17 protein-coding genes and 1 tRNA gene are annotated in these 19,958 nt (G+C 57.3%); 6 read left to right on the plus strand and 12 right to left on the minus strand.

The genetic code is table 11. The features are described from left to right. Positions 1-76 precede the first annotated feature (76 nt). From gor to glmU, 10 genes are all read right to left on the minus strand, one after another. Positions 77-1,441, minus strand: a complete 1,365-nt coding sequence (gene gor / locus FHR98_RS07315; protein WP_183415992.1) for a glutathione-disulfide reductase — start codon at positions 1,439-1,441, stop codon at positions 77-79. Between the two features lie 52 nt (positions 1,442-1,493). Next, on the minus strand, positions 1,494-2,942 hold the full coding sequence (locus FHR98_RS07320; protein WP_183415993.1) for a hypothetical protein: 1,449 nt from the start codon (positions 2,940-2,942) through the stop codon (positions 1,494-1,496). Next, a complete protein-coding gene (locus FHR98_RS07325) occupies positions 2,939-3,910 on the minus strand; it encodes an ABC transporter ATP-binding protein (RefSeq protein WP_221205773.1) in 972 nt (323 codons plus the stop codon). The genes FHR98_RS07320 and FHR98_RS07325 overlap by 4 nt, the downstream gene beginning before the upstream one ends. A gap of 24 nt (positions 3,911-3,934) precedes the next feature. Next, on the minus strand, positions 3,935-4,276 hold the full coding sequence (locus FHR98_RS07330) for a helix-turn-helix domain-containing protein (protein WP_183415994.1): 342 nt from the start codon (positions 4,274-4,276) through the stop codon (positions 3,935-3,937). A 105-nt stretch (positions 4,277-4,381) separates the two neighbouring features. After that, on the minus strand, positions 4,382-5,857 hold the full coding sequence (gene gabD, locus FHR98_RS07335; protein ID WP_246377565.1) for an NADP-dependent succinate-semialdehyde dehydrogenase: 1,476 nt from the start codon (positions 5,855-5,857) through the stop codon (positions 4,382-4,384). Between the two features lie 145 nt (positions 5,858-6,002). Then, positions 6,003-6,602 carry a cysteine hydrolase family protein gene (locus FHR98_RS07340; protein WP_183415995.1) on the minus strand — a complete coding sequence of 200 codons (600 nt, stop codon included), beginning with the start codon at positions 6,600-6,602 and terminating at the stop codon, positions 6,003-6,005. A 12-nt stretch (positions 6,603-6,614) separates the two neighbouring features. Beyond that, positions 6,615-7,574, minus strand: coding sequence for a bifunctional 5,10-methylenetetrahydrofolate dehydrogenase/5,10-methenyltetrahydrofolate cyclohydrolase (locus FHR98_RS07345; protein WP_183415996.1), 960 nt, complete (start codon positions 7,572-7,574; stop codon positions 6,615-6,617). Positions 7,575-7,648: 74 nt separating this feature from the next. Next, on the minus strand, positions 7,649-8,278 hold the full coding sequence (locus FHR98_RS07350; RefSeq protein WP_183415997.1) for an FMN-binding negative transcriptional regulator: 630 nt from the start codon (positions 8,276-8,278) through the stop codon (positions 7,649-7,651). A 36-nt stretch (positions 8,279-8,314) separates the two neighbouring features. Next, complete coding sequence (gene glmS, locus FHR98_RS07355) at positions 8,315-10,138, minus strand: glutamine--fructose-6-phosphate transaminase (isomerizing) (protein WP_183415998.1); 1,824 nt, start codon at positions 10,136-10,138, stop codon at positions 8,315-8,317. A gap of 7 nt (positions 10,139-10,145) precedes the next feature. Next, on the minus strand, positions 10,146-11,522 hold the full coding sequence (gene glmU, locus FHR98_RS07360) for a bifunctional UDP-N-acetylglucosamine diphosphorylase/glucosamine-1-phosphate N-acetyltransferase GlmU (RefSeq protein ID WP_183415999.1): 1,377 nt from the start codon (positions 11,520-11,522) through the stop codon (positions 10,146-10,148). 185 nt (positions 11,523-11,707) lie between these two features. Here glmU and gph point away from each other — a divergent pair, with 185 nt between their 5' ends. Together gph and FHR98_RS07370 are read left to right on the plus strand one after the other, a co-directional pair. Beyond that, the gene (gene gph / locus FHR98_RS07365) at positions 11,708-12,373 is read left to right on the plus strand and encodes a phosphoglycolate phosphatase (RefSeq protein WP_221205774.1); all 666 of its coding nucleotides are present in this window, start codon (positions 11,708-11,710) and stop codon (positions 12,371-12,373) included. 58 nt (positions 12,374-12,431) lie between these two features. Further along, positions 12,432-12,506: transfer RNA gene (locus tag FHR98_RS07370), tRNA-Val, on the plus strand. A gap of 806 nt (positions 12,507-13,312) precedes the next feature. On the opposite strand, the gene FHR98_RS07375 is transcribed toward FHR98_RS07370, so the two are convergent. Next, on the minus strand, positions 13,313-14,377 hold the full coding sequence (locus FHR98_RS07375) for a DUF262 domain-containing protein (RefSeq protein ID WP_183416000.1): 1,065 nt from the start codon (positions 14,375-14,377) through the stop codon (positions 13,313-13,315). Positions 14,378-14,610: 233 nt separating this feature from the next. Here FHR98_RS07375 and FHR98_RS07380 point away from each other — a divergent pair, with 233 nt between their 5' ends. Both FHR98_RS07380 and FHR98_RS07385 read left to right on the plus strand, forming a co-directional pair. Then, positions 14,611-17,118, plus strand: a complete 2,508-nt coding sequence (locus FHR98_RS07380) for a VCBS domain-containing protein (RefSeq protein WP_183416001.1) — start codon at positions 14,611-14,613, stop codon at positions 17,116-17,118. 159 nt (positions 17,119-17,277) lie between these two features. After that, positions 17,278-17,658 carry a PilZ domain-containing protein gene (locus FHR98_RS07385; protein WP_183416002.1) on the plus strand — a complete coding sequence of 127 codons (381 nt, stop codon included), beginning with the start codon at positions 17,278-17,280 and terminating at the stop codon, positions 17,656-17,658. Between the two features lie 51 nt (positions 17,659-17,709). Here the strand turns inward: FHR98_RS07385 and FHR98_RS07390 are convergent, their stop codons facing one another. Next, positions 17,710-18,057: a GYD domain-containing protein gene (locus FHR98_RS07390; RefSeq protein ID WP_183416003.1), complete on the minus strand. Its 348-nt coding sequence runs from the start codon at positions 18,055-18,057 to the stop codon at positions 17,710-17,712. A 320-nt stretch (positions 18,058-18,377) separates the two neighbouring features. Between FHR98_RS07390 and FHR98_RS07395 the strand changes: the two genes are divergently transcribed. Further along, complete coding sequence (locus FHR98_RS07395) at positions 18,378-19,373, plus strand: GGDEF domain-containing protein (RefSeq protein WP_183416004.1); 996 nt, start codon at positions 18,378-18,380, stop codon at positions 19,371-19,373. Positions 19,374-19,479: 106 nt separating this feature from the next. After that, positions 19,480-19,926, plus strand: a complete 447-nt coding sequence (gene mscL / locus FHR98_RS07400) for a large conductance mechanosensitive channel protein MscL (RefSeq protein WP_183416005.1) — start codon at positions 19,480-19,482, stop codon at positions 19,924-19,926. Positions 19,927-19,958: the final 32 nt, after the last annotated feature.

Consider the following 19,958-nt stretch of genomic DNA (forward strand, 5'->3'; position numbering starts at 1 on the left):
TATGGAGGATGCGATTTTAACGCTTTTACGTGCGTTGTCTTAGGTTAAGTTACAGCCTAAAGTTTTATCTATTTTCTCAATCCCGGCTGAACGGCTCTCGTAGCGTCACGAACTCCTCTGCCGCACTTGGGTGGATGCCAACGGTTTCATCAAAAACTTGTTTTGTAGCACCCGCCTTAATGGCAATCGCGATTCCCTGAATGATCTCAGGCGCATCAACCCCCATCATATGCGCACCCACTACTCGCTGACTGGCTTGGTCGACGACCAGCTTCATCATGGTCTGCTCCTGTCGGCCGGAAAGCGTGTGCTTCATCGGGCGGAAGCGGGACTGATAGATATCCAGTTTACCAAACTTTTTACGCGCGTCGCTTTCACTCAACCCTACGGTGCCTATGGGTGGCTGACTGAAAACCGCCGACGGCACGTTCTCGTGCGACAGGCCACGCGGTTTGCCGCGATAGACCGTATCGACGAAAGCCATTGCCTCACCAATCGCCACCGGCGTCAGGTTGATCCGATTGGTGACATCGCCCACGGCATAGATATTGGCCTGGCTGCTGCGAGAAAACTCGTCCACTTTGATGGCACCGCCTTCAGCTAGCGCGACACCGGCTTCTTCAAGTCCAATACCCATCGTGTTTGGGTGCCGACCAGTTGCATACATCATCTGGTCGGCGGTGATCACGTCGCCATCGGTCAAATGGATGGACAGGCGGCCGTCATCGGCCCGCATCATGCTGGTCAGTTCGGTCTCTACCCTCAAATCAATACCTTTGACGACCAATTCCTCGCTCAGAGCATCGCGGAGACTTTCATCAAACCCGCGCAGAATCTTCTCGCCTCTGTAGACCAAGGTCACATCGCTGCCCAGACCGTTGAAAATTCCAGCAAACTCGACGGCGATGAAGCCGCCTCCGGCGATCACGATACGCTCGGGCAGCGCATCAAGGTGGAAAGCCTGATTGGAGGAGATAGCCATCTCCGTGCCCGGCTTGTTCGGAATAAAGGGATGGCCGCCGGTCGCAACCAAGATAGTTTCCGCCGTGAAGGATTTGCCTTCGACCGATACCGTGTTCTTGTCCAACAAGACGGCGCGACCGTCATGCATCTCGACATCCGCACCCGTCAGGAGTTTGCGATAGACGCCTTCCAGGCGCGCGATCTCGCGATCTTTGTTCTCAATTAAGGTCTTCCAATCAAAGGTGGGTTCACCCGGCAGGCTCCAGCCATACCCGGCCCCATCCTCGAAATCTTCGGCAAAGTGGCTGGCATAGACGAGAAGCTTTTTCGGAACACAGCCGCGAATGACGCAGGTACCGCCGTAACGATACTCTTCGGCAATGGCGACCTTTGCGCCCGTTCCCGCAGCCATGCGGGCGGCGCGCACGCCGCCGGATCCGGCACCAATTACGAAAAGATCATAGTCAAATCGGCTCATTCAACTTTTCCCATAGTCAGTGCTCCACGATGGGAGCAAACAACAGATGCCCCTATGCGGTCAGCGATTCCTTCGGTAAGGAGGCCATGAAAGCACGCTGTGATCCGCGCCAGCGGTAGACCGCCCAACCCAGCGCGACAATCGCTTGAACCGCAGCGCCTGCAAAGGCGGTCCAAGGCTCCAATGCGGTAGCTGGCGTGAAGGTCGAGGCCAGACGATGCAGCCCCATGCCCTGCAGCACCAGCGGCACCAGCATGTAAAGGAGCCCCAACCAAAAGATTGTCATCAAGTCCGCACGTCCACGCAGCTTGCCAAAGGACATTCCCAGGATGATGCCGACATCACGGAGCAACAGCGCCAAGCTTGCCAGCACTAAGGCCTGGAGATGTTGATCCGCTCGGCGTCCGAAATAATCGATGAACTCACGGTCGATCCACTCGCCTTCGATACCAAGAAATGCTGCGGCGAGACCAAAAATCAAGGTCAAAGCCAATGCCGGAAACCAACGTGGGATCCGCTCCTGCAATCTGCTCTCGCGACCGCGAAGGGCATCCAGGAACCGTCCGATATCCTGGGGATCCTTGCGATCCGCAAACAGCGCCAGATAGGTGCCAATACCCAACACCGCGCCAAACAATGCTGCCTGAATACCAGGAGAGTCGGCGCAAGTGGCGCAAGCCGTCACCAGGAAACCATTCAGATAGGCAGCAAACAGCAGCAGAAACAAAGCCCAGCCCCAGGGGCGGGTTCGCAGCTGCAATTCCTCACGCATCAACCGCAGGCACGACGCCACTGCCGCGATCAAAAAGAAGAGCTTGCTGCCGATAATGAAAGATCCCGCCGAAAAGCTAAGTCCATACCAATCAACAGCAGGATGCGCGCCGTAGATCGAGGCGACTGCGTCCTGCCCAAAGAAAAAGGTGCCGTCGGCACCCGCCAACAGCAGATACGCCAGCAAACCCGCGCCTTGGCAAAACCCGATGGCGAGTGTTTGCCGGTCATGGCGCTTGCGCAGAAGCACCAGGGCCGCCGCCAACGCCACGGCCTGAGCGAGCAAGGCATCAATGATAAAGGACAGTAACTCCAGACCCAGAGCGCCCGGCCCGTAACCCCACAGCGCGTGCCCTTCGACACCCTTCAGGCGTCCGATGACCAGAAATCCCAGAAAGACGATCGCCGCGAGCCACGTAAAGGCGGTCGCGCCGAGCATCTTCCCCCAAGTCATCTGCCATGCGCCCATGGAGGAGAGCCGCTGCCAATCCCATGTGGCGCCGCGCAACTCGCTGGCCAAACCCGATGCCGCGCGTCTGGTTCCCCACAGGATAGCGGTCAAAAAGAAGCCGATCTTGCCGGTCAGTGTATAACCCTCGGAGAGGTCGGTGATGCTACCGCCCGCTTCCAGGAGAGCCACAAGAAGGCCAGCCAGAACCGCGAGGCCGATCAGGCGTGACGTACTGATCTCCAACCAAAGATTGCGGCGAAACTCGGGATTCAACATCATGACCGCACCTCCTTGGATGACCCGCCGGCCCTTTCCCGAACAAGGCGCTCACGGTAGAGGCTTTGCAAGTCAGCCTCTCGAACCGCAAACTCGCTGACCTTGCAATCGGCGGCCAGGAGCCCGGCCAAAAGCGCGTGGCGAGCCTGCTGATCCGCCGGGATACGGACCAATGCCGAAAGCGTGTCGGCTCCACGAACAACCGCACCGGCCTGCTCGGCGAGGAGCCCCTGGAGGAGGTCGCCAAAATTTTCCTTCGGCTCGGACAGCGTAATCTGCAGCGCCACGGTCCCGGCAGCCTCGCCCTCGTCGTCCTCGACCCGCCTATGCTCGATCAAGCGGCCGTCGGATAGCAGCAGCATTTCGGTCGCATAGTCCGAAAGTTCGGCCAGAATGTGAGAGGAAACCAAAAAGGTCATGCCGTCATCGCGCAAACCGCGCAGCAACGTTGACAAGTCGTCGCGCGCTTCGGGGTCCAGGCCGGAGGCAGGCTCGTCGAGGATCACGAACCGGGGATCGTGCAGGATCGCCTGGGCAATGCCCAGGCGCTGGCGAAGTCCGCGTGATAGCGTACCGGCCGCCTGATCCAGCCGATCGGATAGGCCGACACGTTCGGCGGCTTTCAGGGTCGCCTTTTCGGCCTCAGCCATCGTCATGCCCTGGGATAGGCCCCGATAAAGCAAGCAGCGGCGCACCGTGAGTTGCTCATAAACCCCGAAAAAATCGGAAAGGTAACCGAGGAAGCGGTGACAGTGCCGGGGGTCTTCGCTCAAATCGACGCCTTCGATCACCACACGTCCGGCCGAGGGGCGTTCCAGTGCGGCAAGGCAGCGCATCAAGGTTGTTTTACCCGCGCCATTCGGACCGACGAGGGCCGTAATAGCGCCCGGCTCCAGTGTAAAGCTTACGCCGTGCAAAGCCCGATTGCCCGGGTAGTCGAAAACCAGTCCCTCCACGGTCAGCAAGGCCATACCGGAACTCCCTACATCAACGCGTTAACCGACGCGCTGGGTTAACTGGTCCAGGGTCCGTTCCGCCTCGCTCAATTGCTGGCGCAAGGTCTCGACCATGCCACGAATCTCACGGCTTTCATTGGAACCGCTGTCGGACGGTGCGCCGTCGCTACCGCCACTCAACAGCCAGTTCACACTGACATTCAGGATGCCCGCAAGCACCATGAGCTTGTTGGCGCGCACATCTCCCCTATCCGCTTCCCAAGCCCTAACCGTATCGGGTTTGACGCCTAGCTTGCGTGCGAGCAACGTCACGGAAATCTCCATCCTTTCCCGCGATTGCTTGATTCGGCTGCCAAGCGTTTCGGCCGATTCCTTAGTCATATCAACTCCTGTTCGTTTGATGATTTGTGGTTCCTCGCTAAAAAAACAATGACGGCGCAGATCACTACGCCGTCATTGCGCAAACCGAACCGCAAAAGGAAGCGATTACACGCCGCCCATGCAAAGGTACTTAATCTCCACGAAGTCATCGATGCCGTACTTCGAGCCTTCACGGCCCACGCCGGATTCCTTGACCCCGCCAAACGGCGCTACTTCGGTTGAAATAATACCGGTATTGATACCGACAATGCCGTACTCAACGGCCTCGGCAACACGCCAGACGCGCCCGATATCGCGTGAATAGAAGTAAGCAGCGAGACCGAACTCGGTATCGTTTGCCATGGCGATCACATCGGCTTCCGTCTCGAACTTGAAGAGCGGTGCAACGGGCCCGAAGGTCTCTTCGCGCGCGACCGCCATGTCCTGGGTCACGCCCGTCAGAATGGTCGGCTCGAAGAAACTCAGACCAAGCGCATGACGCTTGCCGCCAAAAACAACCTTGGCGCCTTTGGAAACCGCATCGGCGATGTGCTCTTCGACCTTCTGAACCGCAGGTTCATCGATCAACGGGCCCTGCGCGACGCCTGCTTCCATGCCGTTGCCGACCTTAATCTTGGCCGCAGCGGCGGCAAGCTTCTCGGCGAAAACGTCATAGACACCCGCCTGCACGTATATGCGATTCGCACAAACGCAGGTCTGACCAGCGTTACGATACTTGGACGCGATGGCGCCCTCTACCGCCGCATCGATATCGGCGTCGTCGAATACGATGAAGGGTGCGTTGCCGCCCAGCTCCATACCGACTTTCTTCACAGTGTCGGCACATTGCTTCATCAACAGTTTGCCGATCTCGGTGGAGCCGGTGAAAGTCAGCTTCCTGACGATTGGATTGGCGGTCAATTCGCCACCGATCGCGCGGGCAGAGCCGGTCACGACACTGATTACACCTTTGGGGATACCGGCCCGTTCGGCAAGTTCGGCCATGGCCAGCGCCGAATAGGGTGTCTGCGAGGCTGGTTTGATCACGATGGTGCAGCCCGCGGCCAGCGCAGGACCGGCCTTACGCGTGATCATTGCGTTCGGGAAGTTCCAGGGCGTGATAGCCGCCACAACGCCGATAGGCTGCTTGATCACGACGATTCGCTTGTCGGCTTGGTGTCCCGGCACGACATCGCCATAAAGACGCTTGGCTTCTTCAGCAAACCATTCGATGAAACTGGCGCCATAGGCGATCTCACCTTTGGCTTCGGCAAAGGGCTTCCCTTGCTCAAGCGTCAGAATTTGCGCCAGATCGTCCTGGTGCTGCATCATCAGATCAAACCACTTGCGCAGGATTTGGGCGCGCTCCTTTGCGGTCTTCGAACGCCATGCGGGTAACGCTGCGTTGGCTGCTTCGACAGCGCGGCGGGTTTCTGCTTCACCCATCTTGGGAACGGTGCCTAGCGTTTTGCCGGTCGCGGGATTGTTAACCTCGATGGTGCTCCCATCGTCGGCATCCACCCAGGCGCCGTCGATGAAACACTGCTGACGGAACAGCTTGGGGTCGCCCAGCTTCAGGGCGCCTGCCGAATCCAATGGCATGAGAAAGTCCTCCTTACAGAAATGTCGTGGCGAGGCCGTTCGCCTCGCATCAGTGAACAATGTGGTATCAGGTGGCGCAGATACTACCCCCGTAATCCCACGACTGCCAGTGTGGCTTTAAATATTTTACCAGGTAAAACCTGCGTCAATCGACGACGTCTGTGGCGCTCCGAGCAATGATGGCAAAGCGATCACTCAACGCGGCGAGTTCGGCTTGGTGCAAAGTCTCGGCCGCGACGACGCCGCCCTGACCGTCCGGCAAATCCCGTGTCGCGCAAGCCGGCGCGACAACGGTCGTGGAATAGCCCAGATCCAGTGCGGCGCGGGCCGTTGAGCTGACACACATATGCGTCATGAACCCAGCGATTATCAGGTTTTTCTGTTCCCGCTTTTTCAACTCTGCATCCAGGCTGGTCCCGGCAAAAGCGTTGGGCAAACCTTTGGTGATGCGAATCTCACCCTTTAGCGCTGCTACTTCATCGCAAAGGTCATAGTTCTTGGTTTCCGGATCGAAAAGCCCTCCGGGACGCCCCTTGTGCTGCACATGGATGATCGTGCTGCCAGCTGATCTGGCCGCGCCCAGCAAGGCGGCACAGGCTTCCAAGGCCGGACCTATGCGAGTCAGTGGCAGATGCCCGTCCAGATACTCTCTTTGCGCGTCGATCAGCAGCAGCACCGATTGGCTTACCTTCAAAGGCTCCTGAGACGCCCCGGCGAGCTGCAATAGCGTTTTCGCAATGACCATGCTTTCAATCCTCTATTCGGCGACAGGTGCGACGGCGGGCGCGCAAGGTGTGAAACCGCCTCGAAAAGCACGCTCGTAATGCCCGCGCTGCAGCTTCGCTGCGGTGACAAGATTTCGAAGAAGAATGGACACGGTTACGGGTCCGACACCCCCTGGAACCGGCGTGATCCAGCCGGCGACGTCGTAGCAACTATCGTAATCTGCGTCGCCGACCACGCGCGTCCCTCCGTCGGGCAAATCGATCTGATTAATGCCGATATCGATCACGGCAGCGCCCGGCTTGATCATGTTCCCTGTAACCAACCCCGGCTTGCCGACAGCGACGAAGACCGCGTCGGCTTGACGGGAGTGAACCTGCAGGTTTCGGGTCATGTGGTGGCAGACCGTGACCGTCGCGCCCTCGCTCATGAGCAAAAAAGCGATGGGCTTGCCGACAATCTCAGAGTGCCCGATCACGACGACCTCCAACCCTTGAAGACGCAAGCCGGTGTGCTTGAGCATCTCGACCGCCGCGACGGAAGTGCAGGGACCCATTACGAGGTCGTTGTAGACAATGTTGCCGATGGACGCCGGGTGCATGCCCTCCACATCCTTGAAGGGGTGTACCGCACCCTGCAGTTCCTTGATGAGAAGGTGGTCGGGAACCGGCCGCTGGATGATGATGCCGGTGACGCGCGGATCTGCGTTCAATGCGGCAATTGCCGCCAGGACCTCCGCTCGCGTGGCCTCTGCGGGAAACAGTTTCTGCTCGAAGGCTATGCCCAGCTTCTCGGCGACGCGTTGCTGGTTACGGATATAGATCATGGCCGCATCGGTATCGCCCACGGCAATGGAAATAAGGCGCGGCGGCCAGCCGGCATCGGCCAAAGCGCGCGCTTCTCTCGCTACCTCCGCGCGGATGCCTTCGCCGATCACCCTGCCGTCCAGAATCTTGTGATCGACAGGTGTCTTCCTCGCCTCGCTCAAGGCCATCTCATCCTCCGGAGCTATTCACTAGGTCGCAGAGGCTGTACCGCAAATCCCTTCGAGAGAAAAGGGACCACCTGTCACCCAACCCTTTCAAACCAGTCGGCGAGGCGGCGCCGGTCTGTCGATTGCCGCTCGAACCAAGCCTCTACGTTGCCAAGTTCGGCCGTTCGGTTCTGGCTGAGTTTCTTGTGGGCGTGCGCCTCGATGATACGGCAGCGCAACCCCGCGATCATTTTCTTGAGGCCTGCAACGTAGTCGTCAGGAGCATCGCTCAACTCCCAATCCGATCCCACGTCGCCCTCAAAAGCGGCCACTTGTCGGACCAGCAAGGGCTCCAACTCGTCATCCGGGATGATCTCGATCTGGACCAGAAATTGACTTGCGACATAATTCCAGGTCGGCACGACCTTGCCGCTCGCCTTTTTCTCGTCGTAGACCGACGGCGAAAGATATCCATCAGCGGCGTTGAACACCACGCGCGCCGTCACCGGGCCCTGCCGCGCCTCGGCAAACAGCGGGTTTGAGCGCAACAGGTGCGCATAGAGATAAGGGCCGGAATCTTCCTGTGCGGTTATAAAGGGCAAAAAAACAACCGTCGGCACTTCGGCCTGCTGAAAAAAGACATTGGCGAAGCGAACCGTCTCCGCGATCGCCAAGGCATCGCCGAGATCATCGCTGTGGAACAGTTTCGGTGGATAAATCGGCACCGGGCCCTCCCTCATCCTGAAAGACGAAACGGGAGCCTACTCCACGGTTACGGACTTCGCTAGATTGCGCGGCTGGTCCACATCGGTCCCCTTTGCAACTGCGGTATGATAGGCCAGCAATTGGACCGGCAACGCATAGAGGATCGGCGCCACGAAGGGATCGACCTTTGGCAGTTCGATGCGATGGGCTACACCGTCGCTGGCCTGCGCCAGCCCCTCCGCATCAGACAGCAGAATCACACGGCCACCACGCGCAACGACTTCCTCGACATTGGAAAGCGTCTTGGTCAGAAGCGGCCCCGATGGCGCGCAGACCACGACCGGCACAAGATCGTCGATCAGCGCAATAGGGCCGTGCTTCAGCTCACCGGCGGCGTAACCCTCGGCATGGATGTAGCTGATCTCCTTCAGCTTCAACGCACCCTCCAGCGCCAGCGGATAGAGACTGCCGCGCGCCATGTAGAGCACGTCCCGTGCCTCCGCCAACTCCTGGGCGATGCCAATGAATTGTGCGTCCATCGCCAAAACCTCGGCGGCGCGCTGCGGCACTTCCAACAAGGCTTCCGACAGGGCGGCCTCCCGATTGGCGGTCAAACTGCCTTTCGCGCGGCCAATGGCCAGTGTCAGGCAGGCCAGCACTACCAGTTGCGTCGTGAAGGCCTTGGTTGAGGCAACACCGATCTCCGGACCGGCGAGCGTTGGCAAAACCGCGTTGGATTCCCTGGCGATAATACTTTCGGGAACGTTTACAACGGACAGGATATGTTGGCCTTCGGCCTTGGCGTAGCGCAATGCCGCCAGGGTATCGATGGTTTCCCCCGACTGGGATATGAAGAGCGCTGCTCCGCCTTCGGGTAACGGCGCCTCCCGGTAGCGCAACTCAGAGGCAACATCGATTTCAACCGGCTGCCGGGCAATTTGCTCCAGCCAGTACTTAGCGACAAGCCCGGCAATATAGGCGGTACCGCAAGCCGAGATCGTCAGGCGTGGCAGGTTCCCGAGATCGCAGGAGACTTCCGGCAAAGCGACCCGCCGTTTGAGCGGATCAACATAGCTGGTCAAGGTATCTCCGATAACCGCAGGCTGCTCGAAAATCTCCTTTTGCATGAAATGGCGATAGCCGCCCTTGCCAATCAATGCGCCGGAGACCGCCGTCCGCTTGACCGGACGCTCCACCACGCTTCCTTGCGCATCCCGTACCTCGGCCCCATTGCCGGACAGGATTGCCCAGTCACCCTCCTCCAGATAGCAAATTCGGTCGGTCAATGGCGCCAACGCCAAAGCGTCGGAGCCAAGAAACATCTCGCCGTCGCCATAGCCAACCGCCAAGGGGCTGCCGCGACGCGCGCCGATCATCAAGTCATGCTGCCCGGAGAAAATAATCGCCAATGAAAAAGCGCCCTCCAGGCGATGCAGCGTTTCGGCCGTCGCCGCCACCGGGTCCAGCCCCGCCTTCAAACCCTGGCTCAGCAGGTGAGCGATGACCTCTGTATCGGTCTCGGTCTCGAAACTTTGCCCGTCCCCTTCCAGCGCACGGCGGAGGTCACGGAAGTTCTCGATGATGCCGTTGTGAACGACGGCAACCTGCGGCGTCATATGCGGATGGGCGTTTGTCTCGTTGGGGCGGCCATGGGTCGCCCAGCGGGTGTGGCCAATCCCTGTCGTACCCTCAATGGGCTTCTTCTCCATGACGGCCGCCAGGTTCTTTAGCTTTCCCTCGGCGCGGCGACGGTCAATTCCCGTACCGACCAAGGTAGCGACGCCGGCTGAATCGTAGCCCCGATACTCCAAGCGTTTCAGTCCGTCCAGCAGCAACGGGCCGACCGGGCTCTTGCCGATAATTCCGATGATGCCGCACATGGGCCGTCTATTCCTTCCCGCTCTTGTTATCGGGTTTCCGGTGGGTTTCGCGGTAACGCCGGGCGCCCTCCTTGATCCGCTTGGCCGGCGCGCGCGTCACGATAAGTTCGTCATCGGCAATCTCGCCGCCCACGGTGCTGCCGGCACCGACGATGGCACCCTTGCCGATCGTCGCCGGGGCGACCAAGGCCGCGTTTGAACCGATAAAGGCACCCGCGCCGATCTCGGTTCGGTGCTTGGCGAAACCATCGTAGTTGCAGGTGATGGCGCCCGCACCGATGTTCGCGCCACTGCCAATCGTCGCATCTCCCAAATAAGCGAGATGATTGGCCTTTGCCCCCGCCTCCAATGTCGTGTTCTTGGTTTCGACGAAGTTGCCGATGCGCGCACCCTCACCGATCAGCGAGCCCTCACGGATACGGGCAAAGGGTCCCACGACGGCATTGCGGGCAATCTCGGCCTTTTCGATATGACTGAAGGCGCGTATCCGCGCGCCGCCGCGCACGATAACACCAGGGCCGAAAACCACGTTGGCCTCCACCACCGCATCAGGCTCCAAAATCGTATCCGCCTGCAGGTATACGCTATCGGGATGTTCGAGCGTCGCGCCAGCCGTCAATGCTGCCTGCCGCAACCGCTGTTGCATAACGCTTTCGGCCGCCGCCAGTTCGGCGCGGGAATTGACCCCTTGAACCTCTTCTTCCGGAGCCAGAGCCACCGCCACGCGCTGTCCCGCGCCCACGGCCATTTCGAAAACCTCCGGCAGGAAATACTCCTTTTTGCTGTTGTCGTTCCGAAGGTCGCCCAGCAGATCGAACAAAAGATCGGCGTCGCCCATCAACAATCCGGCATTGCATAGATCGATAGCGCGCGTGGCTGCGTCGGCCTCTACCGCCTCGACCACCCGCAACAGGTTGCCGGCGGTGTCCAGTACAATGCGGCCATAGGCACCCGGATCGCGCGCCCTGAACGCGAGCGCCGCCAAAGCCGCACCCTGCCGCGCTTTCGCCGCGCACAGCGCCGCAAGCGTATCGGCGGTAATCAGCGGCGTGTCGCCATAGACCACCAGCACCTGGCCTTTCCAGTTCCGCAACTGGGCATGGGCACAACGCAACGCATGTCCGGTCCCCAGGCGATCTTCCTGCACCACGCAGGTGTGCGGCTGGACGGCGGCCTGCAATGCCTCCATCTCCGGGCCGATCACGACGACGATCCGGTCCGGCGCCAAAGGCTCCAACGCCTGCAGCACATGCCCGATCATCGGCCGTCCCGCCAAAGGATGCAGCACCTTCGGCAGGTCCGAGTTCATGCGTGTGCCTTTGCCCGCCGCCAACACAACCACGGCAAGCTCAGCCCCTTTGCAAATTTCCGCTTCAACAGTCATGACGCTTGGATCGCACCCAAATCTGTCCGAAAAAGGGCCGTAGTTCGACCATTCGCAAGAAGGTCGCATAGTGGTGCTGGCGTCGGCAACCGAACAATGGCACATGGGTCGCTGTATGAAAGGGCGCGCGCGGCATTGTCTCGGGTGCGCCGAGCCGTCACAGTTCCCCCTGGAAAGGACCCAACTTGAAACGTAACTGCCTGCTTTTCGACCTGGACGGAACACTCGTGCACAGCGCACCCGATCTTGCCGCCAGCCTGAATCGGCGCCTGGAAGCCCTGGGCCGAACGACGCTGGACCTGGAGGCCGTCACTGCCATGGTCGGCAATGGTTTCCAGAAGCTGCTGGAGCGCGCCTTGCTGGCGACTGGCGGGCCTTTGCCCCAGGCGGAATTCGAGGCCGTGAACGCCGCCGGTCTGGCCGATTATTTCGAGAACGCCACGACCCTGACCCGCCCCTACCCCGGCGTTGCGGCGACCTTGAAGGCGCTCAAAGATCAGGGTTGCCGGATGGCTGTCTGCACCAACAAGCCGGTGGCACCCTCATGGCGGATTCTGGAAGACCTGGGACTGGCCGGTTTCTTCGAGGCGCTGGCCGGCGGTGACTCCTACACGGTACGCAAGCCCGACCCCGGCCATATCAAGGCCCTGCTCGAAGAGATGGGCGTGGCCCCAAGAGGAGCCGTCATGATTGGCGACAGCAGCAACGACCTCCTTGCCGCCCGTGGCGCGGGCCTCCCGACCGTGCTTTTGACCTACGGTTATTGTCCCGAGGGCGCCGCCAACCTGCGGCCGGACGCGCTGGCCGAGAGCTTCACGGAACTGCCTGAAATCCTGCGGCGGCTTCCTTGACAGCCGCGCGCGCCTGGAATACATCAGGCCACCCACCGGCCTGAACGGCCAGGATAAAGGGCGCGTAGCTCAGCGGGAGAGCACTGCCTTCACACGGCAGGGGTCGCTGGTTCAATCCCAGCCGCGCCCACCATATTTTTGATGGGATAGAGCTTTGTATGAGTGTGCGCTTTGGGTTCACTTGAACCCAAAGCGACGCAATTCCACGTGTGGGAAAGGAGAAAGTGATGAGTGACATAGTGGTTCTTTGTTTAGCAAAAGCTCCAAGCGAAAAAACGCCATCAATTCGCAATTAGGTTTGCAAGCTTCTCGAATTCTCCAATGTACTTCTGGATATAGAATTGGTGTGGATTGAGTTTATCTGGCATGAGCAAAAATTGTCCGATTCGAAGCTCGTTTGGCGGCACAGCTTTTAGTTCATTTTGCAAAACCTTTAAGTACCCGGAATAGCTCTCACGGGAATTGTGAGCATGGTGGTTTCTCAGTCGCTTTAAATTTCTAAGAAGGTTCATATTAGCCGTATACACACTTTTGATTGGCTCCCCATCTTTTAGATACAATTCCGACCGGGAAACGACGGTATCTGGAGTGGTCCAATCTAGGAAATTTTGCGAGGATTTTATCATATCTACCGCATGCCAATAGCTCTTTGGCGCTATGTAGGATTGCGCCGTATTACCACTGAGCGAAGATTTTCCCATACAATATAGTATGAAAACTTCTTCAATGAAAATTTCATACGACCTAAATAATTCAAAGAATATAGATGCTTCCACGACCTCCAATTGAATAATTGAAAGAGTTCCAATTTTTGGACGCCTTGGCGCAGTGGACAATCGCTTTCGACTATCTGCCTCCAAGGCTTTAAGGCGATTCGCTGTCCGCAGAAAAGTCGCCAGGCTCGCGGATATTTTTCTTCTTAAAGCCAAAACTCACACCTTAAGTTGAGAGCGCTTGGCCAAGTTTCAGGCAAATAAACTCAGATCTAAATTTCCTTGATGCCGTGTCAGTCGTCGCTCTACGCGAACGGTCGATAAATAATTCAAATTCCTCGGGTATATCTAAATCATGACTTGCTGAAGTATACTCATCGTATCTCGCGCTTATTTCATCCAAAACCACTCGTATTTTACCGATATCTTTCGGTTTTATTTTTATTTTTTCAACTTCAATATTATCAACTCCATGCAAGAAATGAGATATAGATAAAAATAACGAATAAAAAAGCTGTATTCTTGACCAATTTGTTAGAGCCATTTCTCCATTTGGATATATAGCTGATACATACCTTGCTGTATCATAGAAAATTTCTGCTTTTTCTTCTAAAGGACCAGATTCATCTTCAAATCTTTTATAGTAAGTTTCAACATTTTTGTTAGTTTGGACACCACCAATCAATGATGTAAGCAAATCAGAAGCCAACTCTGCTTCCGCCATCCGATTGACACTACTTTTTGTCAACACCTTAGATTCTATAAGATATTCAACGATGTCATACCCAAGGCGGTAGGCTGTCTGTTTAAAGAATCCTAAATACTTTGCATTTCTAGATTCTTGGCCATTTAATTTAACAGTATAAGTATTTATTCTCGCAAATATATCCAGTATTTCTTTGTATGGTATGTCATACAGCAAATCAACGCCTATTTCATACTTAAGAAACTCATTTCTCTCCTCAGGAGAAAGACTTTCAAAGACTTTTCCTGCATGTCTTTTACTGTGCGCTCTAGATATCTTAAAATTACCATCATAGAAATCTAGAATGGCTCGGAGCCGTTGTTGGCCGTCAACGACAATCCTCACATTTCGTTTACTCTCTAACTTTTGAGTTAACAGCATCTTTGGTATGGGTTTACCTCGAAGAATTGTATCCACGAGGTATGACTTTGCTTTCTCAGTCCATACCGAACGCCTTTGAAACTCTGGAGACAAATCTAAAAGGTTTGTGTCACGCCACTCGATAAAATCCGAAATGTTATATACCCGTGTGTCAAAATTTTTCATTTTGGTCGCTCTCAGTAAGATCTGTTATCGAGTTGAAAATTATAGCCTGCGCCAGCAAACTCGAACAAGATGATCTGCTTGATCATCGGCTTTTGCTCTCTATTATCAAATGTGCCTTTTTTATGTAACCGCGGCAGATACGTAAGAATTTATTAAACAATAACGCAAATACTCCACAAACAGGCGCCACACCATAACGGCGCGAACGCCCCAGGCGATGTGGAGAGAAAAAAATGGCGACGGAAGCGACCTCGGCAACGCAGGCCGGGAATTCATCTGCGCAAACAAAGAATGAAAACCAGGCGAGCGCCGACGAGCGCGCCGTCGATACACTGCAAGCTGAGAACCCGGATTCCAGTGAGGAGTCAAGCGGCGAGGCCGCCGTTGAAACGTCGGTACAGGATATCGGCGAAGCACCCCAGGTCATTGCCCAGGCAATAACCCCGGAGACCGCAGCACAGGCCGACGGCGACCCCGCCGATGCGGTAGAGCAAAGCAGCCCAGCCGCGGTTCAGTTGGTAGAGACACCGTCGTCGGTCTCCAGCGCGGATGAAGCGCTGCTGAGTGATGCCATCGCTGCCAGCCTCGGTTTGGAGCCGGCAGCAGGCCCCTCCGATGCACAGCAAACCCCCGAAGCCACGGTCGAAGGAGGGGGCGGCGAATTTGAAACAGCCAGCGTCCAGGGACTGACCGCCCTTAGCGCGCTGAACCTACTTGGCGATGAGAATTACGCGTTCGGGGAGTTACCCGAACTAACGAACAGCGATCTTCCCTTTGCACGCCAGGCTGGCCAAGAAGCTCCTGTACAAGGCAGCGAGGGAAACCCCGATCCCGGCGGCAATCCTGACCCCGGCGGCAATCCCGATCCGGGTGGCAACCCCGACCCGGGTGGTAACCCCGACCCCGGCGGCAATCCCGACCCGGGTGGTAACCCCGACCCCGGCGGCAATCCCGACCTGGGTGGTAACCCCGACCCCGGCGGCAATCCTGATCCCATCGCGCCAACATTAAGCGGCAGCGACAAGGGCCAGGTAAGTGAACTCGGGCTCAAAGGACCCGGTGCTGAAGCCACGAGCGGTTCCTTCGCGATCACAGATGCCGATAGCAGCGGGCATAGCATCACTGCGGTATCCTGGGTGAACAGCGAGGGCATAACCCAAACAGCGATCCCGGTTCCATCCGGCAACGGGAGTGATTTCACTTTCGCCACGGAATACGGGCAGTTCCATGTGTTCCAAGACGCCGGCGGTGTCTGGACCTGGGAATATCAGTTGAACAGCGCAGCCAACCACCAGATCGGGGATGGCGACGTCGTGACCGAAAGTCTGTTGGTGCAGATGACCGACGACAGCGGACAGGTCTCCGGCCTCAACGTGGTGGGCAGCGTGGATATCGTAGATTCCGTTGTAATGCCGGGTTCAGCCTATCAGGTGGCCAGCAACGCCGCCGGATCGAGCTTGACTGGCGACTTGGGAATCGACCTGGGCCTCGATAGCGGACCCCTGCCCACCGGTGTAACCGGCATAACGGCAGACCTTCCCACGGGGTTCACGGCTGGCTCGGCGGTTCTGCAAGGCGACGGTTCTTATGAGATGGTTATCGACGGGCCGCAAGGGTCGTCATTCCTGCTGACGGTTCAGCCCGACGGCGCTTACAGTTTCGATGTGATCAATCCATTAATGCCGGACGTTCACAGCCTCTCACTGATCGATCTCAATGTGAGCAATAAACCGGTTCCAACAATCGCCGATGTACCGATCGGCGAGAGCGTGGCGGTCGCAACATTCACAGGATGGAGTCCGAACAAGGCTGGTGTCCTGGTGGCTGACGACGTCAATTCTTCCGGCCAAGGCATGGGGGTTGGCAACAACATCATCAGCGGCGGCGAAGTCATTCACGTGGCCTTTAGCCAACCTGTGGGCAACCTCTCGTTTGATATCAACAAGTTGAGCACAGGTGAGCAGGTCGGTTTTGCAGTCACGTTGGCAGACGCCGGCGGCACCCAGCTAACCGGCAGCTATGAACTAGTGACCCCCGGACTGACGGAAAGCAACACCCAAACGATTTCCCTGTCCGACGTTTTCTCCGCCTCTGATATCGCGGCAATGGAAGCGGCGGGAATTCTGGGCATCGACATCAACACCAACGGTACCGGTAGTGATTTCCGGTTGGTGAACATGTCCGTCGGCGATTGGAATGCGCCGATGGACGACGTCACCTTCAACTTCTCCGTCCAAGCACAAGACGGCGATGGAGATGCGGCCAGCTCCCTACTGTCCATAACTGTGGACGCAAGCGCCGATGGCCTTGGCACGATCATGGCTCAAAGCGGCGAGACTTACGCCTTGGGCGGTGCCGCGGACGCTGCAAATGGTCTGGATGACGGTGGACTGGTGGTCCTCAGCACACTTCCCGCGGAGCCGGTCGTGCTACACGGCTTTGATCTGTCCGATCCGGCCAGTGGCGGTGATACATTGATGCTGGGCGACCTTCTGACCGGTTTCGGCGGATCGGTGAATGATGCTTTTGGGCTGGGTTACCTTTCAGTCAGTCTCGAAGATCGCACCGGCGACGGAATCGATGACGCCATCCTTTCGATAGACGCGGACGCCGGTGGCGTGCTGCCGACCTACGAAGTGGTGATCTTCGACGGTGCCTCATCCCTGCCGAACCTGGGGAGCTTCGGCGACGCAGCGGATGTCCAGGCAGCCCTAGCCGATAACATCAGCCTGACCGTCTGATGAACGCTAGTCCACCCTTCGGTGTATTTGACACGCCGAAGGGTGGAAGCCGGTCCTTTCCGTTGCTACATTCTGGCCGCGAGGTTCGGCGCACTTTTATTTAGTGACAATCGCTCTGCTATTGATTCATTCTGATGAAAGAAAGCGAGTGTTCAAATCATGAGTTTCGAAGACAAAGTCGGCGCAGGACGACGCAAGCACGTACGTGGCACGGGTGAATGTGAGCTCTACCATAACGGTCAGCGCTACAGTTTGATCGACTGGTCCGTCGGTGGTTGCGCCGTTTCGGAAACCCTGCCCGGCGTCACCCCAGAAGCCCTGATAGAAGTCGAGCTGGTCGTCTTCGGTCCGGCAACGCGGCTTTCCCAAAAAATGACTGCGCGCGTCGTGCGCGTCGAATCAGGTGTGACCGCCCTGGAGTTTCAGGGGCTGGATACCGATGAACGGGACCTGCTGCTGATCGCCCAGGGCGCTTTCTCGAAGAACCTATTTATCCTCAGCGGCGACGACGAAGATGACCCTCTCGGCTCCTTGACCTGATAGGCCTCATTCGACTTATTTAAAGCCCGGTCAACACCGTCCCCATCGCCGTCAGGAGGCCCCTCCAGCTACCTGGAAGCCCTTGATCATCTTCTTGGCCGACTTCATGGCCTCCATACCTTCTTTCGAAGAAACCGCCACAGTCGTTCGCAGATTTGTGACGCCGCCGGTCGCCCCAGCGACCATGAGCGCCGCCATCGTATCAACCTCGCTTCGGCCCTTGCCACCTTCCATGATTACCAGGAAATCGTACTCCCCGAATGTGATGTAATAGCCGATGAGCTTCGCGCCCGCAGCGGCCGCCAGCTTCGCCACGGCTTTGGAGCGATCCTCCGGCTTATTCAGCATCCCCGCCATGGACTTTTGCGAGTAGCAACCTTGCGTAATGTAGTAGGTCATGGTGGTTCTCCCTCCCAGGCCCGCCACACAATGCACGCAGGCCGCTGGTATGGATCATAGTCCAGAATCAATAACATTCGAAAAATTTGGGCTATTTGAACGCAAATCTGCGCTTCTCGATCAAGATTCCAGAGGCACCTTCACGCTGTCTGTTTAACTTTTATTTAGATTTTTAGTGATATTGTCCGCGTTCCATGATGATGAGCGGCTACAACGCACGCCAATAAGAAACGAATAATCAACTATACGGGCGAAACCGAACCTTACGGTCGCCCGAAGGACAGAAGGATTGGCAGTTGGTTGGGTATCAGGCGGCAAAGATGACCGAGGAACCGGAAAGCGCTTATGAATGCCAGCTTGAAGCTGACCGGCTGCGCGCTTTACGACGCTATGAAGTACTCGACACGCCGCCAGAGGAGTCCTTCGATCGCATCACAAGGCTGGTGCAGGCTGTGCTTCAGACACCTATCGCCCTGGTGTCCCTTCTGGATGAATCCCGTCAGTGGTTCAAATCGTGCCAGGGATTGGATGTTCGCGAAACGCCGCGAGACATTTCGTTCTGCACCCACGCAATCAGGAATGATGAACCATTGATCGTCGAAGACGCACTGAACGATGCGCGCTTTGCAAAGAATCCGCTGGTGGTAAACGATCCCAACATCCGCTTTTACGCGGGTGTCCCACTACACACGCCGGATGGTTACCGCTTAGGCACGCTTTGCGCTATCGACCGCCAACCACGCGAGATAAGCCCGGCACAGCTCGCGGTCCTTCAGGATCTGGCGCGTATCGTGGTTGATGAGTTGGAGTTGCGCTCGATTGCCCGGATCGACCCCCTGACCGGTTTGATGACGCGACGCAGTTTTGACCTCGATACCGCCAAGGAAGTCGCTCGCTACAAACGCTATGGTTCCGCCCTGACTTGCATCAAGCTGGACCTCGATCATTTCAAGGCCATCAATGACACTTTCGGACACGCTGGTGGCGATGCCGTTCTAAGAGAGATCGGCTTGATTCTGAAGTCGGCGTTCCGTGAAGCCGACGTCGTTGGACGTCTGGGCGGCGAAGAGTTCTGCATAGCCCTGGCGGAGACCAAACCGGAACGCGCGCGCATTATCGCTGAACGAATCCGTGCAAAAATCGAGGGACGGGAAATTCCGTACCAGGGAGAGATCATCAAGGTCACAGCCAGCCTGGGTGTAGCGGGCATCACACAGCAAGACCAAGCTTTCGCGGATATCATAGGCCGAGCGGACAGTGCCCTTTACAAGGCCAAGACCGATGGCCGCAATCGTGTCGTCGCCTTCCCCTTCTAACGCTTGGCACAAGGCGTCGCCTCCTTCCGAAACGTCAAAGCCCTAGCCTTTCCTCAACTTGGCTCTCTAGTATGAAGGGCGGCGTTGGAAAAGGGAGAGGAAGAACATGCTCAAAGAGTTCAAAGAATTTGCCATGCGCGGCAATGTCGTCGACATGGCCGTTGGTATCATTATCGGTGCGGCATTCGGGGGTATCGTCAAATCACTCGTGGCCGACGTGATCATGCCCCCGATCGGTGTTTTGTTGGGCGGCGTAGATTTCTCCAACATTTTCATCAACCTGTCAGGCGGCGACTTCGACTCATTGGCAGCCGCGCAGGAAGCCGGCGCTGCGACGTTGAACATCGGCGTCTTCATCAACACGGTCATCAATTTCGTTATCGTAGCCTTCGCTATCTTCTTGCTGATTCGCGCGATCAACCAACTCAAGCGCAAAGAAGAAGAGGCTCCCGCCGCCGAGCCAACGACAAAGGATTGCCCGCACTGCCTTTCGACCATTCCCGTCAAGGCGACACGTTGCGGTCATTGCACGTCGCAACTGAATGCCGCCTGAGCCTTTGGTGGATCGCACAAGTTCACATTAGG

This window comes from Limibacillus halophilus, assembly GCF_014191775.1.
In the GTDB taxonomy this organism is placed as follows: domain Bacteria; phylum Pseudomonadota; class Alphaproteobacteria; order Kiloniellales; family CECT-8803; genus Limibacillus; species Limibacillus halophilus.

Excerpts from the sequence above, each read along its gene's own strand:
- glmU (WP_183415999.1), bottom strand. The coding sequence starts at position 11,522 with ATGACTGTTGAAGCGGAAATTTGCAAAGGGGCTGAGCTTGCCGTGGTT.
- FHR98_RS07380 (WP_183416001.1), top strand. The coding sequence starts at position 14,611 with ATGGCGACGGAAGCGACCTCGGCAACGCAGGCCGGGAATTCATCTGCG.
- FHR98_RS07385 (WP_183416002.1), top strand. The coding sequence starts at position 17,278 with ATGAGTTTCGAAGACAAAGTCGGCGCAGGACGACGCAAGCACGTACGT.
- FHR98_RS07320 (WP_183415993.1), bottom strand. The coding sequence starts at position 2,942 with ATGATGTTGAATCCCGAGTTTCGCCGCAATCTTTGGTTGGAGATCAGT.
- FHR98_RS07390 (WP_183416003.1), bottom strand. The coding sequence starts at position 18,057 with ATGACCTACTACATTACGCAAGGTTGCTACTCGCAAAAGTCCATGGCG.
- FHR98_RS07330 (WP_183415994.1), bottom strand. The coding sequence starts at position 4,276 with ATGACTAAGGAATCGGCCGAAACGCTTGGCAGCCGAATCAAGCAATCG.
- FHR98_RS07340 (WP_183415995.1), bottom strand. The coding sequence starts at position 6,602 with ATGGTCATTGCGAAAACGCTATTGCAGCTCGCCGGGGCGTCTCAGGAG.
- FHR98_RS07375 (WP_183416000.1), bottom strand. The coding sequence starts at position 14,377 with ATGAAAAATTTTGACACACGGGTATATAACATTTCGGATTTTATCGAG.
- mscL (WP_183416005.1), top strand. The coding sequence starts at position 19,480 with ATGCTCAAAGAGTTCAAAGAATTTGCCATGCGCGGCAATGTCGTCGAC.
- gor (WP_183415992.1), bottom strand. The coding sequence starts at position 1,441 with ATGAGCCGATTTGACTATGATCTTTTCGTAATTGGTGCCGGATCCGGC.
- FHR98_RS07395 (WP_183416004.1), top strand. The coding sequence starts at position 18,378 with ATGACCGAGGAACCGGAAAGCGCTTATGAATGCCAGCTTGAAGCTGAC.
- FHR98_RS07345 (WP_183415996.1), bottom strand. The coding sequence starts at position 7,574 with ATGGCCTTGAGCGAGGCGAGGAAGACACCTGTCGATCACAAGATTCTG.
- glmS (WP_183415998.1), bottom strand. The coding sequence starts at position 10,138 with ATGTGCGGCATCATCGGAATTATCGGCAAGAGCCCGGTCGGCCCGTTG.
- FHR98_RS07325 (WP_221205773.1), bottom strand. The coding sequence starts at position 3,910 with ATGGCCTTGCTGACCGTGGAGGGACTGGTTTTCGACTACCCGGGCAAT.
- gabD (WP_246377565.1), bottom strand. The coding sequence starts at position 5,857 with ATGCCATTGGATTCGGCAGGCGCCCTGAAGCTGGGCGACCCCAAGCTG.